15 protein-coding genes are annotated in these 13,935 nt (G+C 67.2%); 14 read left to right on the forward strand and 1 reads right to left on the reverse strand.

What is annotated here, in order from left to right; genetic code table 11:
* The 13 genes from WDLP6_RS05980 to aspS all read left to right on the forward strand — a co-directional run bounded on the left by WDLP6_RS05980 (position 1) and on the right by aspS (position 12,028).
* Positions 1 to 441, forward strand: coding sequence for an HIT family protein (locus tag WDLP6_RS05980; RefSeq protein WP_443083444.1), 441 nt, complete (start codon positions 1 to 3; stop codon positions 439 to 441).
* Positions 441 to 854, forward strand: a complete 414-nt coding sequence (locus tag WDLP6_RS05985; RefSeq protein WP_162591608.1) for a gamma-butyrobetaine hydroxylase-like domain-containing protein — start codon at positions 441 to 443, stop codon at positions 852 to 854. The genes WDLP6_RS05980 and WDLP6_RS05985 overlap by 1 nt, the downstream gene beginning before the upstream one ends.
* A gap of 79 nt (positions 855 to 933) precedes the next feature.
* Complete coding sequence (gene ubiE, locus WDLP6_RS05990) at positions 934 to 1,665, forward strand: bifunctional demethylmenaquinone methyltransferase/2-methoxy-6-polyprenyl-1,4-benzoquinol methylase UbiE (protein ID WP_162591609.1); 732 nt, start codon at positions 934 to 936, stop codon at positions 1,663 to 1,665.
* Positions 1,666 to 1,699: 34 nt separating this feature from the next.
* On the forward strand, positions 1,700 to 2,749 hold the full coding sequence (locus WDLP6_RS05995) for a Tim44 domain-containing protein (protein ID WP_162591610.1): 1,050 nt from the start codon (positions 1,700 to 1,702) through the stop codon (positions 2,747 to 2,749).
* 156 nt (positions 2,750 to 2,905) lie between these two features.
* The gene (locus WDLP6_RS06000; protein WP_162591611.1) at positions 2,906 to 3,460 is read left to right on the forward strand and encodes a ubiquinone biosynthesis accessory factor UbiJ; all 555 of its coding nucleotides are present in this window, start codon (positions 2,906 to 2,908) and stop codon (positions 3,458 to 3,460) included.
* Positions 3,457 to 5,022: a ubiquinone biosynthesis regulatory protein kinase UbiB gene (gene ubiB, locus WDLP6_RS06005; protein WP_162566257.1), complete on the forward strand. Its 1,566-nt coding sequence runs from the start codon at positions 3,457 to 3,459 to the stop codon at positions 5,020 to 5,022. The genes WDLP6_RS06000 and ubiB overlap by 4 nt, the downstream gene beginning before the upstream one ends.
* 74 nt (positions 5,023 to 5,096) lie before the next feature.
* Entirely contained in the window at positions 5,097 to 6,221 is a 1,125-nt protein-coding gene (locus tag WDLP6_RS06010) for a polyamine ABC transporter substrate-binding protein (RefSeq protein WP_162591612.1), read from the forward strand.
* Between the two features lie 10 nt (positions 6,222 to 6,231).
* Complete coding sequence (locus WDLP6_RS06015; protein ID WP_162566259.1) at positions 6,232 to 7,332, forward strand: ABC transporter ATP-binding protein; 1,101 nt, start codon at positions 6,232 to 6,234, stop codon at positions 7,330 to 7,332.
* Complete coding sequence (locus WDLP6_RS06020; protein ID WP_443083395.1) at positions 7,232 to 8,296, forward strand: ABC transporter permease; 1,065 nt, start codon at positions 7,232 to 7,234, stop codon at positions 8,294 to 8,296. The genes WDLP6_RS06015 and WDLP6_RS06020 overlap by 101 nt, the downstream gene beginning before the upstream one ends.
* Positions 8,293 to 9,144: an ABC transporter permease subunit gene (locus WDLP6_RS06025; RefSeq protein ID WP_162591614.1), complete on the forward strand. Its 852-nt coding sequence runs from the start codon at positions 8,293 to 8,295 to the stop codon at positions 9,142 to 9,144. Before WDLP6_RS06020 ends, WDLP6_RS06025 begins: the two co-directional genes overlap by 4 nt.
* Positions 9,145 to 9,196: 52 nt before the next feature.
* Positions 9,197 to 9,562, forward strand: coding sequence for an FmdB family zinc ribbon protein (locus WDLP6_RS06030; protein ID WP_162591615.1), 366 nt, complete (start codon positions 9,197 to 9,199; stop codon positions 9,560 to 9,562).
* A gap of 9 nt (positions 9,563 to 9,571) precedes the next feature.
* Positions 9,572 to 10,192 carry a DUF502 domain-containing protein gene (locus WDLP6_RS06035; RefSeq protein ID WP_162566263.1) on the forward strand — a complete coding sequence of 207 codons (621 nt, stop codon included), beginning with the start codon at positions 9,572 to 9,574 and terminating at the stop codon, positions 10,190 to 10,192.
* 33 nt (positions 10,193 to 10,225) lie between these two features.
* The gene (gene aspS, locus WDLP6_RS06040) at positions 10,226 to 12,028 is read left to right on the forward strand and encodes an aspartate--tRNA ligase (RefSeq protein WP_162591616.1); all 1,803 of its coding nucleotides are present in this window, start codon (positions 10,226 to 10,228) and stop codon (positions 12,026 to 12,028) included.
* Between the two features lie 38 nt (positions 12,029 to 12,066).
* Here the strand turns inward: aspS and WDLP6_RS06045 are convergent, their stop codons facing one another.
* Positions 12,067 to 12,846 (reverse strand): IclR family transcriptional regulator, encoded by a 780-nt coding sequence (locus WDLP6_RS06045; protein ID WP_162591617.1) that lies wholly within the window; start codon positions 12,844 to 12,846, stop codon positions 12,067 to 12,069.
* A 95-nt stretch (positions 12,847 to 12,941) separates the two neighbouring features.
* Here WDLP6_RS06045 and WDLP6_RS06050 point away from each other — a divergent pair, with 95 nt between their 5' ends.
* A complete protein-coding gene (locus tag WDLP6_RS06050; RefSeq protein WP_162591618.1) occupies positions 12,942 to 13,931 on the forward strand; it encodes a Bug family tripartite tricarboxylate transporter substrate binding protein in 990 nt (329 codons plus the stop codon).
* Positions 13,932 to 13,935 lie beyond the last annotated feature (4 nt).

Here is a 13,935-nt window from a genome sequence, read left to right on the forward strand (position 1 = left end):
ATGGTGCGCGTGATCGGCTGTCCGCTGTGCGACGGGACCGGTGGCCGGCTGATCTTCGATGCGCCGAAGTTCCGTGTGATCCACGTGGTCGAGGACGGCTTTCCGGCCTTCTACCGCGTGGTATGGAAGGCCCATGTGGCCGAGTGGTCCGACCTGGACGCAGAGGACCGCGCGCTGTGCATGGAGGCGGTGGCGATCGTCGAGCAAAGCCAGCGCGATGCGCTCGCGCCGACCAAGATGAACCTCGCCGCGCTCGGCAACATGACACCGCATCTGCATTGGCACGTGATCGCGCGCTTCGATTGGGATCCGCGCTTCCCGGGCTCGGTCTGGGCCGAAGTGCAGCGCGAACGCGACCCCGTGCGCGAAGCGGCCATCGAGGCCCGGCTGCCGGCCCTGGAAAGCGAGATGGTCCGCCGCCTGGCGGCAAGGAGTTTCTGATGGCAGGTTTGCAAGCGGGCGCACCGACGCCTCAATCGATCACCGTGCACAACAAGTCACGCGTGCTGGAAGTCGGCTTTTCCGACGGCGCGAGCTTTCGCATCCCCTTCGAGCTGATGCGCATCTATTCGCCCTCGGCCGAAGTCCAGGGCCACGGCCCGGGCCAGGAAGTGCTGCAGACCGGCAAGCGCAACGTCGGCCTGCTGGCGCTGGAGCCGGTCGGCAACTACGCCGTGCAGCCGAGCTTCAGCGACGGCCACGACACCGGCATCTTCTCGTGGGATCTGCTGTACGAACTCGGCGCGAAGCAGGACGAACTGTGGGCCGCCTACGAGCGCCGGCTCGCGGCCGCCGGCATCGACCGCGATGCGCCGATGCCCGACAAAGGCGGCCACGCCTGCGGCAGCCACTGAGCGCCGAACGCAAGGAATGACCGGTGTCCCCGCGGGGTCGTCGGTCGAATATGAACGCTTCCGGCCTAACATCGGAAGCATGAGTTCCACCCATTTCGGTTTCGAGTCGGTCGAAGAGAGCGACAAGGCGCGGCGCGTTCGCGGTGTTTTCGATTCGGTCGCGACGCGCTACGACCTCATGAACGACCTGATGTCGATGGGGCTGCACCGCGCCTGGAAGGCCTACACGGTCATGGTCGCCAACGTGGGCGAGGGCTCGAAGGTGCTCGACATCGCGGGCGGCACCGGCGACCTGGCGCTTGCCTTCGCGAAGAAGGTCGGCGCCAGCGGCGAGGTGGTCCACACCGACATCAACGAGGCCATGCTGCGCACCGGCCGCGATCGGCTGCTCGACGCCGGCGTGTCCCTGCCCACGCTGGTGTGCGATGCCGAGAAGCTGCCCTTCGCGGACGAGCACTTCGATGTCGTGACGGTCGCCTTCGGTCTGCGCAACATGACCCACAAGGACATGGCGCTGAAGGAAATGAATCGCGTGCTCAAGCCGCGCGGCAAGCTGCTGGTGCTCGAATTCTCGAAGGTCGCCAAGCCGCTGCAGAAGGTCTACGACTGGTATTCGTTCAACGTGCTGCCGCGCCTGGGCAAGGCGGTCGCGGGCGACGATGCCAGCTACCGCTATCTGGCCGAATCGATCCGCATGCATCCTGCACAGGAGGAACTCAAGACCCTCATGAAGGAGGGCGGTTTCGGCCATGTGGACTATCACAACATGACCGGCGGCGTCGTCGCCCTGCATGTTGGAATCAAGTGTTGATATGGAAGTCGCTGGTCGTACAAGAGGAGACGTCATGAAGAATCTCGGTTCCGTGTTGCTGGTGTGCGCATTGGCTGTCGTGAGCATCGATGCCGATGCGGCCCGCATGGGCGGAGGCCGATCCTTCGGCAAGCAGTCCGGCAACGTGACGCAGCGCCAGGCGACGCCGCCCGCGCCGGCGGTGGCGCCCGGCGCGCCCGCCCAGAACGCGAACAATGCAGCGGCCGCGAAGCCCGCGCCTGCTGCACCCGCACCCGCCGCGGCGCCCAAGCGCCCCTGGGCCGGCATCCTCGGCGGCGTGGCCGCAGGGCTGGGCCTTGCGTGGCTCGCGCATTCGCTCGGGCTCGGTGCCGGCTTCGGCAACATCCTGTTGATCGCGCTGCTCGCGCTGGTGGCCATGGCGCTCTGGCGCATGTTCGCCGCGCGCTCGCGACCGAACGGCGCGGCCGGCAACACGCCCTTCGCCTTCCAGGGCGCCGGCAATCCGGCCAACGCGACCGCGCCTGCGCAGTACAGTCCCCACAACGTGGGCAACGATGCGTCGGCCCGGCCCTGGGAGCGCAACACCGCGGTCTTCGACAACAGCCCGGGGCTGCTGACCGACACCAGCGATCGCAGCGGTTCGTCGATGGCCGGTGCTGCCGCGGCGGGCGGCAGCCTGATCGGCTCCGCGCTCGCGGGATCGCAATCGTGGGGCATCCCCGCGGGCTTCGATGCCGACGGCTTCCTCGCCGCCGCCAAGCGCAACTTCGTGACGCTGCAGGACGCCTGGGACCGCGCCGACATCGGCATGCTGCGCTCGATGATGACGGACGGCATGGTCGGCGAGATCCGCCAGCAGCTGGCCGAACGCGAGACCCACACCGGCGGCCAGCCGAACAAGACCGAGGTCGTCATGCTCGACGCCCAGCTGCTCGGCATCGAGGAGTTGCCCGATGCCTACATGGCGAGCGTCGAGTTCTCCGGCATGATCCGCGAGGATCTGTCCTCCGGTCCGAGCCCGTTCCGCGAGGTCTGGAACATGACCAAGCCGACGAGCGGTACGAGCGGTTGGCTGGTCGCGGGCGTTCAGGCATTGCAGTAGGACCACCCCCAGGCTTGCCCACTTCGTGTGGCCGCCCGCCCCCTTGCAGGGGGCGCTGCCGGCGGACCGGCGAAGCCGGATCCGCGGCAGCCCACGAAGGGGCGCGCTGCGCGCAGCCGGCTGCATGAGGCCGGGAGCGAGCGTGATAATCGGGACATGGTCAAACCATCGTCCCCCTTCGCGTTCATCGACGATCTCTTCAACCGCGTCGGCAGCCGTCTGCAGCCACCGGCCTGGGCGGTCCATGAGATCCGGCACCGGGCGGTGCTGTTCCTCAATCACGTGCTGCAGCAGGAGCCCGAAGCCCAGCAGCGACTCACGCGGCAGCAAGGCCGTGTGGTGAAGTTCGAATGGCGTTTCGTGACGATGCAGCTCGTGGCCACGCCGGCCGGGCTGCTCGACCTGGCGCCCGAGGGCGCCGTTTCCGAACTCACGCTGACCGTGACCGAGGAATCCCCTTTCGGCCTGGCACGCGCCGCATTCCGCGGCGAGAAGCCGGCGGTGCGCGTCGAGGGCGATGTGCAGCTCGCGGCCGAGGTCAACTGGCTGGTCGACCACGTGCGCTGGGATGTCGAGGACGATCTCGCGCGCGCCATCGGCGACGTGCCGGCGCACACGCTGGCCACCGGCGCGCGACGCGTGGCGGGCGCGCTGCGGCAGTTCGTCGGCGAGCGCAGCGGACGGGCCGGCGGCACCGCAGGCGCCGAATGAGGCGCGTCTTCCGCGGCGCCGTCATCGTCTGGGTCGCGCTGCGCTACGGCCTCGACGAACTGGTCCTCACGAGCTTCCAGAAGCCGTGGCTGCGCGTGGTGGCGCGGATCGTTTCGGTCGGCCGCAACCTCGACGCGCCGCGCGGCCAGCGCCTGCGCGAGGCGCTGGAGCGGCTGGGGCCGATCTTCGTCAAGTTCGGCCAGGTGCTGTCGACCCGGCGCGATCTGCTGCCGCCCGACATCGCCGACGAACTGGCCTGGCTGCAGGACCGGGTGCCGCCCTTCGACTCGAAGATCGCGATCGCGACCATCGAGCGCGCCTTCCGCCGGCCGGTCGGCGACATCTTCGTGCAGTTCGACGAGACGCCGGTGGCCAGTGCGTCGATCGCCCAGGTGCACTTCGCGACCGTGCGAACGAGCGACGGCACGGTGCGCGAAGCGGCCGTCAAGGTGCTGCGGCCGGGCATGCGCGAGGTGATCGAGAAGGACCTCGAGCTGATGGCCATGATGGCCGGCTGGGTCGAAGGGCTCTCGGCCGACGGCAAGCGGCTGAAGCCGCGCGAGGTGGTGGCCGAGTTCGACAAGTACCTGCACGACGAGCTCGATCTCGTGCGCGAGGCCGCCAATGCCGCGCAGCTGCGCCGCAACATGACCCAGCTCGAGCTGGTGCTGATCCCGGAGATGTTCTGGGATTTCTGCCATCCGGAAGTGATCGTGATGGAGCGCATGAAGGGCGTGCCGATCGCGCAGCTCGACCGCCTGCGCGCCGCCGGCGTCGACATCCCGAAGCTGGCGCGCGACGGCGTCACGATCTTCTTCACGCAGGTGTTCCGCGACGGCTTCTTCCATGCCGACATGCACCCCGGCAACATCCAGGTGAGCCTGGATCCGCAGACCTTCGGGCGCTACATCTCGCTCGACTTCGGGATCATCGGCACGCTGACCGAGTCGGACAAGGAGTACCTGGCGCAGAACTTCGTGGCCTTCTTTCGGCGCGACTACAAGCGCGTCGCCGAGCTGCATCTCGAGAGCGGCTGGGTGCCCGAGGGCACGCGCATCGACGAGCTCGAGGGGGCGATCCGCACGGTGTGCGAGCCTTACTTCGATCGCCCGCTCAAGGAGATCTCGCTCGGCATGGTGCTGATGCGGCTGTTCCAGACCTCGCGCCGCTTCCACGTCGAGATCCAGCCGCAGCTGGTGCTGCTGCAGAAGACGCTGCTCAACATCGAAGGGCTCGGGCGCCAGATCGATCCCGAGCTCGACCTCTGGCACACGGCCAAGCCTTTCCTCGAGAAGTGGATGACCGACCAGATTGGCCCGCACAAGCTGTTCGAGCAGCTGCGCGCCGAGGCGCCGCGCTACGCGAAGCTGCTGCCGCAGCTGCCGCGCCTCCTGCACGATTTCCTGGAAAATCGCCCCGCCGACCACCGCCGGGAACTGCTGGAGCTGCTGGCTGCGCAGAAGCGGACCAACCGCCTGCTGCAGACCATCATCTACTGCGGCGTCGGCTTCGTCCTGGGGTTGTTGGCGATGCAATTGCTGGTGCGCGTGCGCTTGTTCTAGAAGGCCTGAACTTTGCGTGCGCGGCCGTGTCTGTCGCTCGCTTCGTTGCTCAATTCTTTCCGGAGGTTCGTTCCATGAAATCGATGTTGCTGCGCCCCGCGCGGATCCTGTGGGCTCTGGCCCTGGGCGCTGCCGTGCTGGGCGCTCCCGTCCATGCGCAAGAGGAGAAGGTCCTCAACATCTACAACTGGGGCGACTACATCGCCGACGACACGGTCGCGAACTTCGAGAAGGAAACCGGCATCAAGGTCCGCTATGACCTGTTCGACAGCAACGAGGCGCTGCATGCCAAGCTGGTGGCCGGCATGAGCGGCTACGACATCGTCGTGCCGGGCTCCCACTTCGCCAAGATGCAGATCCAGGCCGGCCTGCTGCAGAAGCTGGACAAGTCCAGGATCCCCAACCTCGCCAATCTCGATCCGGCGATCCAGGCCCAACTGGCCAAGATGGACCCGGGCAACGACTACATCGTCGACTGGCTCTGGGGCTACACGACGGTGGGTATCAACGCCGACAAGGTGAAGAAGGCGCTCGGCAGCATGCCGATGCCGGACAACGCCTGGGACCTGGTGTTCAAGCCCGAGTACGCGTCGAAGCTCAAGGGCTGCGGCGTGTCCTTCCTCGACACCGCGTCGGAGATTTTGCCGATCGCGCTCAAGTACATCGGCAAGGATCCGCGCAGCAAGGACCCGGCCGACTACAAGGCCGCGGGCGACATGCTGAAGGCCGTGCGGCCCGACGTGACGCGTTTCTCCGGCTCCGGCTCCGACTACATCGACCAGATGGCCAAGGGCCAGCTGTGCGCGGTGATCGGCTGGTCGGGCGACATCATGATCGCCAAGGACAAGTCGACCAAGGCGAAGAATCCGCAGAACCTCGAGGTGCTGCTGCCCAAGATGGGCGGCCTGCTGTTCTTCGACACGATGGCGATCCCCAAGGACGCCAAGCATCCGGAGAACGCGTACAAGTGGATCAACTACATCCTGCGCCCGGAGGTGCATGCGTCGCTCACCAACAAGGTGTTCTACGCGAACCCCAACAAGGCAGCGATGAAGTTCGTCAATCCGGTGCTGGCCAAGGACAAGGCCGTGTTCCCCGATGCGGCCGCGCTCGCGACGATGATTCCGCCCGACACGCCGGACCAGGCCACGCTGCGGCTGGTGACGCGCACCTTCACCAACTTCAAGGCCAATCGCTGACAGGGTGCGTATGAATGCTTCCGGGGCGCCAGGCGCCTTCCTGCGCATCGAGGCCGTCACCAAGGACTTCGGCGATTTCCGCGCGGTGGACCAGGTCAGCCTGGACGTCGCGCGCGGCGAGATCTTCGCGCTGCTCGGCTCTTCGGGCTGCGGCAAGAGCACGCTGCTGCGGATCCTCGCCGGCTTCGAGGCGCCGTCGTCGGGACGGGTGGTGCTCGACGGCGTCGATCTCGCGGGCCGGCCGCCCTACGAGCGGCCGGTCAACATGATGTTCCAGTCGTACGCGCTGTTTCCGCACCTGACGGTCCGGGACAACATCGCCTTCGGCCTGCGTCGCGACAAGCTGCCCAAGGCCGAGATCGCGGCGCGCGTCGACGAGATGCTGCGCCTGGTGCAGCTCACGGCGCTGGCCGGGCGCAAGCCGCATCAGCTCTCCGGCGGCCAGCAGCAGCGCGTGGCGCTGGCGCGCAGCCTGGCCAAGCGGCCGCAATTGCTGCTGCTCGACGAGCCGCTCGGCGCGCTCGACAAGAAGCTGCGCGAGGCGACGCAGATCGAACTGGTCAACATCATCCGGCAGGTCGGCGTGACCTGCGTGCTGGTGACCCACGACCAGGAGGAGGCCATGACCATGGCCTCGCGCATGGCGGTGATGAGCGAAGGCCGCTTCCTGCAGGTCGGCAGTCCGGCCGACGTCTACGAGACGCCTGCGACGCGCTTCGTTGCCGACTTCATCGGCAACGTCAACCTGATGGATGGCGTGATCGAGACCGACGAGGCCGACCACGTCGACATCCGCTGCGCCGACGTGCTGCACCGTGTCGGCCACGGGATCACCGGCTACCAGGGGCAGACCGTCACCGTCGCGGTGCGGCCCGAGAAGATCCACCTCTGCGCAAGCGAGCCTGAGGACGATCACAACAAGGCCCGCGGCGTGGTCCGGGCCTCGTCGTATTTCGGGGTCTACACGGTCTACCACCTCGAGCTGGCCAGCGGTGCCGCGCTCAAGGTCAATGTCGAGAACGAAACCCGGCACCGCGAGGGCGTCCCCGTCGAAGGCGACGCCGTCTGGGCCCATTGGCTGCCGACCTCGCAGGTCGTGCTCACGCAGTAGGACGGGCGGCATGGACAGGTCCGATGCCCTCGGGCGTTCCGCGCAGGCTGACGGCAAGCCCGCCTTCGTGCGGGGCCGCAGCCTCGTGATCGGTGCGCCCACGTTGTGGCTGCTGGTTTTTTTCCTGCTGCCCTTCTTGATCGTGCTGCGCATCAGCTTCGCGGAAATGGACGGCGCCCGGGTGAGCGACCTGCTCAGCTTCGCGAACCAGCAGTTCTCGCTGACGCTGAAGCTGCAGAATTACGCCACGCTGCTGCAGGACGACCTCTACGTGGCGACCTACGGGCATTCGCTGCTCTATGCGGGTGTCACCACCGTGATCTGCCTGCTCATCGGCTATCCCTTCGCCTACTTCATGGCGCGTGCGTCCGCGGCCCGGCAGCCGCTGCTGCTGATGGGCGTGATGCTGCCGTTCTGGACCAGCTTCCTGCTGCGCGTCTACGCGTGGAAAGGCTTGCTGGACGCCGACACCGGCTGGGTCGGCCGTTTCCTTGCGTACATCCATGCCGACAGCCTGCTGCTGCCGCTGGGCCTGATCTCCTCGCCCGGCCAGTTCATGTACAGCCCTTTCTCGCTCGTGCTGGGCATGGTCTACACCTACCTGCCCTTCATGGTGCTGCCGCTCTACGGCACGCTGTCCAAGATGGACCTGCAATTGCTGGAGGCCGCGCAGGACCTGGGCGCGACGGCTTGGCAGGCCTTCTGGCGCGTGACCGTGCCGCTGTCGCGCAGCGGGATCGTCGCCGGCGCGATGCTGGTCTTCATTCCCTGCGTCGGCGAGTACGTCATTCCCGAATTGCTGGGCGGCCCCGAGACGCTGATGATCGGCCGCGTGCTGTGGGACGAGTTCTTCTCCAACAACGACTGGCCGATGGCGTCCAGCGTGGCCGTGGTCATGGTGCTGCTGATCATCGTGCCACTGGCGCTCTTCAACAACGCCCAGGCCAGGGCGGCGCGCGGATGATCGCGACACCCGCCGCGCGCTGGACCGGCCGCATCTGGCTGCTGCTGGGCTTCGGGTTCCTCTACCTGCCGATCGTCGCGCTGATCGTCTTCAGCGTCACCGATTCGCCGGTGCCCAACGTGTGGGCGGGCTTCAGCCTGCGCTGGTACCACAAGCTGGCCGGCGACGAGGAGATCCGCGACGGCCTGTTCCTCTCGCTGCGCATCGCCGCCGCCACCGCGACCGGCGCCATCGTGCTGGGCACGCTGGCAGCCTTCACGCTGGAGCGCTTTCCGCGCTTCCGGGGCCGCACGATGTTCTCGGGCATGGTCAGCGCGCCGCTCGTGATGCCCGAGGTCATCGTCGGACTGTCGTTGCTGCTGATGCTGGTCTCGGTCCAGCGCACCTTCGGTTTTCCCGAGCGCGGCCTGGTCACGATCTGGTTCGGCCACCTGCTGGTGGGCATGGCCTATGCCACGGTGGTGATCAGCGCCCGGCTGCGCGACCTCAATCCGCAGTTCGAGGAGGCGGCCCAGGATCTGGGCGCGCGCCCGCTGCAGGTGTTCTGGCTCGTGACCCTGCCGATGATCGCCGAGTCGCTGATGGCGGCCTGGCTCCTGACCTTCACGCTGTCGCTCGACGACGTGGTGATGTCCGCCTTCCTCTCGGGGCCGGGCTCGACGACGCTGCCGCTGGTGATCTTCTCGCGCGCCCGCCTGGGGCTGGACCCGACGGTCAATGCGCTGGCCACCGTCGTGATCGCGCTGGTGGCGGTGTTCGTCGTCGTGTCGAGCTACCTGCTCGCCGCCCGGGAGCGCCGCCGTTACAAGGAAGGGCGGGCCGCGGTCCGGGGGGCTGCGCGCTTATAATCGAGGGCTTTGCGAGCGGCCGCCGGCTGCTCCATACCCACCCCCCGAATCCATGCCCATTTACGCCTACAAGTGCGGCGCCTGCGGCTTTGCCAAGGACGCGCTGCAGAAATTGTCCGACGCGCCGCTCACGGAATGCCCGTCTTGCGGCGCGAGCGCGTTCAGCAAACAGCTCACGGCCGCCGGCTTCCAGCTCAAGGGCTCCGGCTGGTACGTGACCGACTTTCGCGACGGCGGCGGGAAGAAGGGCGGCGAGAAGAACGGTGACCAGGCCGGCAACAAGGGCGCCGAACCCGCAGCCGCACCGGCTGCAACGGCCGACGGCGCCGCTGCCAAGCCCGCGGAAACCGCGGCAAAGTCACCTGCACCGGCCCCCGCACCCGCGGCTGCCGCCGCGCCCGCAGCCAAGAGCGACTGAGTCTGCGCCATGCTCGCCCTGCGCAAATGGCTGCTTTCCGGCTTGCTGGTCATCGTGCCGCTGGTCATCACGCTGGGCGTGCTGAACTGGATCATCGGCACGCTCGACCAGACGCTGTGGCTGCTGCCCGAGGCGTGGCAGCAGTGGCTCAACGACCACAGGGTGCGCGGCCTCGGTGTGCTGCTCACGCTGGCGATCCTGCTGGCGGTCGGCGCGATCGCCAGCAATTTCGTCGGCAAGCGGCTGCTCGGCTGGGGCGATGCGGTGGTGCGGCGCATTCCCGTCGTGCGCTCGATCTATTCCAGCGTCAAGCAGGTGTCGGACACGCTGTTCTCCGAGAACGGCAATGCCTTCCGCACCGCCGTGCTGATCCAGTGGCCGCGCGAGAGCGTGTGGACCATCGCCTTCGTGACCGGCACCCCCGGCAGGGACGTGGTCGATCACCTGGGCGGCGGCGACTATCTCGGCGTCTACGTGCCGACCACGCCCAATCCCACGGGCGGCTACTTCGTGATGCTCAAGCGCAGCGACTGCATCGAACTCAAGATGAGCGTGGATGAAGCGCTCAAGTACATCGTCTCGATGGGGGTGGTCGTTCCCGGCGGCCCCGCCACCATCGCACTCAAGTAAAGCAACGCGCCGCTCCGGCGCCGGAATCCAGCTATGGCCATGCGTTCTCACTATTGCGGTCTCGTGACCGAAGCCCTGATGGGCGAAACCGTCACCCTGTGCGGCTGGGTCAATCGCCGGCGCGACCACGGCGGCGTGATCTTCATCGACCTGCGCGACCGCGAAGGCTACGTGCAGGTGGTGTGCGATCCCGACCGCGTCGCGACCTTCGCGACCGCGGAAGGCCTGCGCAACGAGTTCTGCATGCAGGTCGTCGGCCTGGTGCGCGCGCGCCCCGAGGGCACGGTCAACGAGAACCTGAAGAGCGGCAAAATCGAGGTGCTGTGCCAGGAGATGAAGGTGCTCAACCCGTCGGTCACGCCGCCCTTCCTGCTGGACGACGACAACCTGTCGGAAACCACCCGCCTCACGCACCGCGTGCTGGACCTGCGCCGTCCGGTGATGCAGCGCAACATGATGCTGCGCTACAAGGTCACCATGGAGACGCGCAAGTTCCTCGATGCCAACGGCTTCATCGACATCGAGACGCCGATGCTCGGCAAGTCCACGCCCGAAGGCGCGCGCGACTACCTGGTGCCCAGCCGCGTGCACGACGGCAGCTTCTTCGCGCTGCCGCAGTCGCCGCAGCTCTTCAAGCAGCTCTTGATGGTGGCCGGCTACGACCGCTACTACCAGATCGTCAAGTGCTTCCGCGACGAAGACCTGCGCGCCGATCGCCAGCCCGAATTCACGCAGATCGACATCGAGACCTCGTTCCTCGCCGAAGAGGAAATCCGGGAGATGTTCGAGGGCATGATCCGCAACGTGTTCCGCAACGCCGCGGGCATCGACCTGCCGGTGTTCCCGACCATGAGCTACGGCGACGCGATGTTCAAGTACGGCTCGGACAAGCCCGACCTGCGCGTGAAGCTCGAATTCACCGAGCTCACCGAGCTCATGAAGCGCGTGGAGTTCAAGGTGTTCGCGGGTGCGGCCAACATGGCCGGTGGTCGCGTGGTGGCGCTGCGCGTGCCCGGCGGCGGTGCCGAGGGCGGGCTGTCGCGCGGCGAGATCGACGCCTACCAGGAGTTCGTCAAGATCTACGGCGCCAAGGGCCTGGCCTACATCAAGGTCAACGACGTCCAGGCCGGCCGCGAAGGGCTGCAGAGCCCGATCGTCAAGAACCTCGACGACAGCGCGCTGGCCGAGATCATCGCCCGCACCGGCGCGTGCAACGGCGACATCCTGTTCTTCGGTGCCGACAAGGAAAAGGTCGTGAACGACGCGATCGGTGCGCTGCGCGTCAAGATCGGCCACAGCGCCTTCGGCCGCAAGACCGGCCTGTTCGACGACCGCTGGGCGCCGCTCTGGGTGGTCGATTTCCCGATGTTCGAATTCGACGAGGAAGGCCAGCGCTGGTCGGCCGTGCACCATCCGTTCACCGCGCCCAAGGACGGGCACGAGGACCTCATGGACACCGCGCCCGAGAAGTGCATCGCCAAGGCCTACGACATGGTGCTCAACGGCATCGAGATGGGCGGCGGGTCGGTGCGTATCCATCGCGAGGAAGTGCAGAGCAAGGTGTTCCGCGCGCTCAAGATCAGTGCCGAGGATGCGCAGAACAAGTTCGGCTTCCTGCTCGATGCGCTGCAATACGGCGCACCGCCGCACGGCGGCATCGCGATCGGCCTGGATCGTCTCGTCATGCTGATGACCGGCGCCGAATCGATCCGCGACGTGATCGCCTTCCCCAAGACCCAGCGCGCGCAGGACCTGCTGACGCAGGCGCCGAGCCCGGTCGACGAGAAGCAGCTGCGCGAGCTGCACATCAAGCTTCGCAACGTCCAGGCCGCCTGAGGCTCGGGCAGCACCACGGGCCTGCGGGACGGCCGCGCTCAGTGCGCAGCGTCGCCCGTTTCCGTCCATTCGAAAGGCTGCACCTCCGTGCGCAGTTGCGTCCCGAGTTCGGCGCGGCGCCGCGCCGGCATGCGGGCATTGATCGCGGCGATGCTGATGCCCGCGTAGCTGTGGGCCGATAGCTGGAACGCGCAGCCGACGCCCGAGGTCTGCTCGGTGCGCGCATCCACCATTTCGGCATGGCCTGACCGGCGCGCTGCGCGGATCAGGGACATGAGCCTGGCGAGGCTCATGTGGGCGCGTGCATAGTCGGCAGGGTGCCGCGCATGCATCGCGGCGACGTCGGCATCTTCCATGCGGGCCATCCGATCGACACCCACCGCGCTCAGGCCCAGCAGGCGGCGGCTCCCGGGCTCGACGACGAAGGCCTTGATCGGGTAGGAGCCTTCCTCGCGGTGCAGGCAAAGCGCATGGTCGCCGCTCTGCACGATCAGGAACACGGTGTCGCCGGTAAGCCGCGCGATCTTCTGCATCGCCGGGCGAAGCCGCTCGATCACGGGGGCCATGCCGGCCGACACGAGCCCCAGTTGCATGGCTTCCATGCCCAGCCGGTAGTGCTGCGATCCGGGCGGGCGCTCGACGAACGCCTGCTTCACCAGGCAGGCCAGCAGCCGATGCGCCGTCGAGCGGTCGATACCGCTCAATGTGATCAGGTCCTTCAGCCGGATGCCGGTCGCGTGATGGGCACCCACGTGCCTGAGCAAGGTCAGCACGCGGACTGCGCTTTGAACGCCACCGGTGGCGCGAGAAGTTCCCATGATGCGAGAGAAAGTTGAAAAAGAGTTTGTACTGCGGGAATCTCTCTTTTCCAATGAATCCCGTCAAGCGCACCGCGCCGATGAAGGAGACACCGATGACACCGCATCCACGCCGAATCTTTCTGACCCAGCTGATGGCGTCCGGCGCCTCGCTCGCAGCCTCGCCCGGCTTCGCGCAAACGCCCGACTACCCGAGCCGGTCCTTGCGCATCGTCGTGCCCTTTGCACCCGGCGGTGGGGGCGACGTGCTCGGCCGGCTGTTCGCCCAGAAGCTTTCCGAATCGATGAAGCAGCCGGTGATCGTGGAGAACAAGCCGGGTGCGAGTTCGGTGATCGCTTCGGATTTCGTCGCCAAATCGGCGCCGGACGGCTACACCCTGCTGCTCAACGTGCCGCTGCTGGTGCAGACGATGAGCCTCTACAGCAAGCTGCCCTATGACGCGCTGGCCGACCTGACGCCGGTGACCGATCTCGCGACTTCGCCGCAGTGGCTGGCGGTGAGCACGGCCAAGGTGAAGGCCACGACCTTCAAGGCCTATGTCGAGGAAGCCCGGCGCAACCCGCAGGACTACAACTACGCCTCGATCGGGCCGGGCTCTTCCGGCCATCTGCTGGGCTACGCGCTCAACGAGGCGAATGGCCTCGGCATGACCCACGTGCCGTACAAGGGCAGCGCGCCGGCCATGATGGCGCTGATGAGCGGCGAGATCGCGGCCGTCTTCCTCGACTTCGTGACGCTCAAGCCGCAGCTCGCGGTCGGCAAGGTACGGCTGCTCGCCGTCACCGGCAGCCAGCGCTCGCCGCTGACGCCCGATGTGCCCACGCTCGCCGAATTGGGCTATCCGGGCTTCGAGGCGGCCGCCTGGGCCGCGTTGTTCGTGCCCGCCAGGACGCCGCCCGAGGTGATGGCGCGGCTCGAAAGCGAGATACGCAAGGTGCTGGCGCAACCCGATGTGCAGGCGCGCGTGCGCGAACTCGGCTACGAGCCGGGCGGCATGCCGCATGCGCAGTTCGTGGCGCAGGTCCGCACGGACGCGGCGCGCTGGGGCGCGCTGATCAAGAAGGCCGGCGTCAAGCTCGACTGAAGGA

Origin of the sequence: Variovorax sp. PBL-E5, assembly GCF_901827185.1 — a bacterium.
Classification (GTDB): Bacteria; Pseudomonadota; Gammaproteobacteria; order Burkholderiales; family Burkholderiaceae_C; genus Variovorax.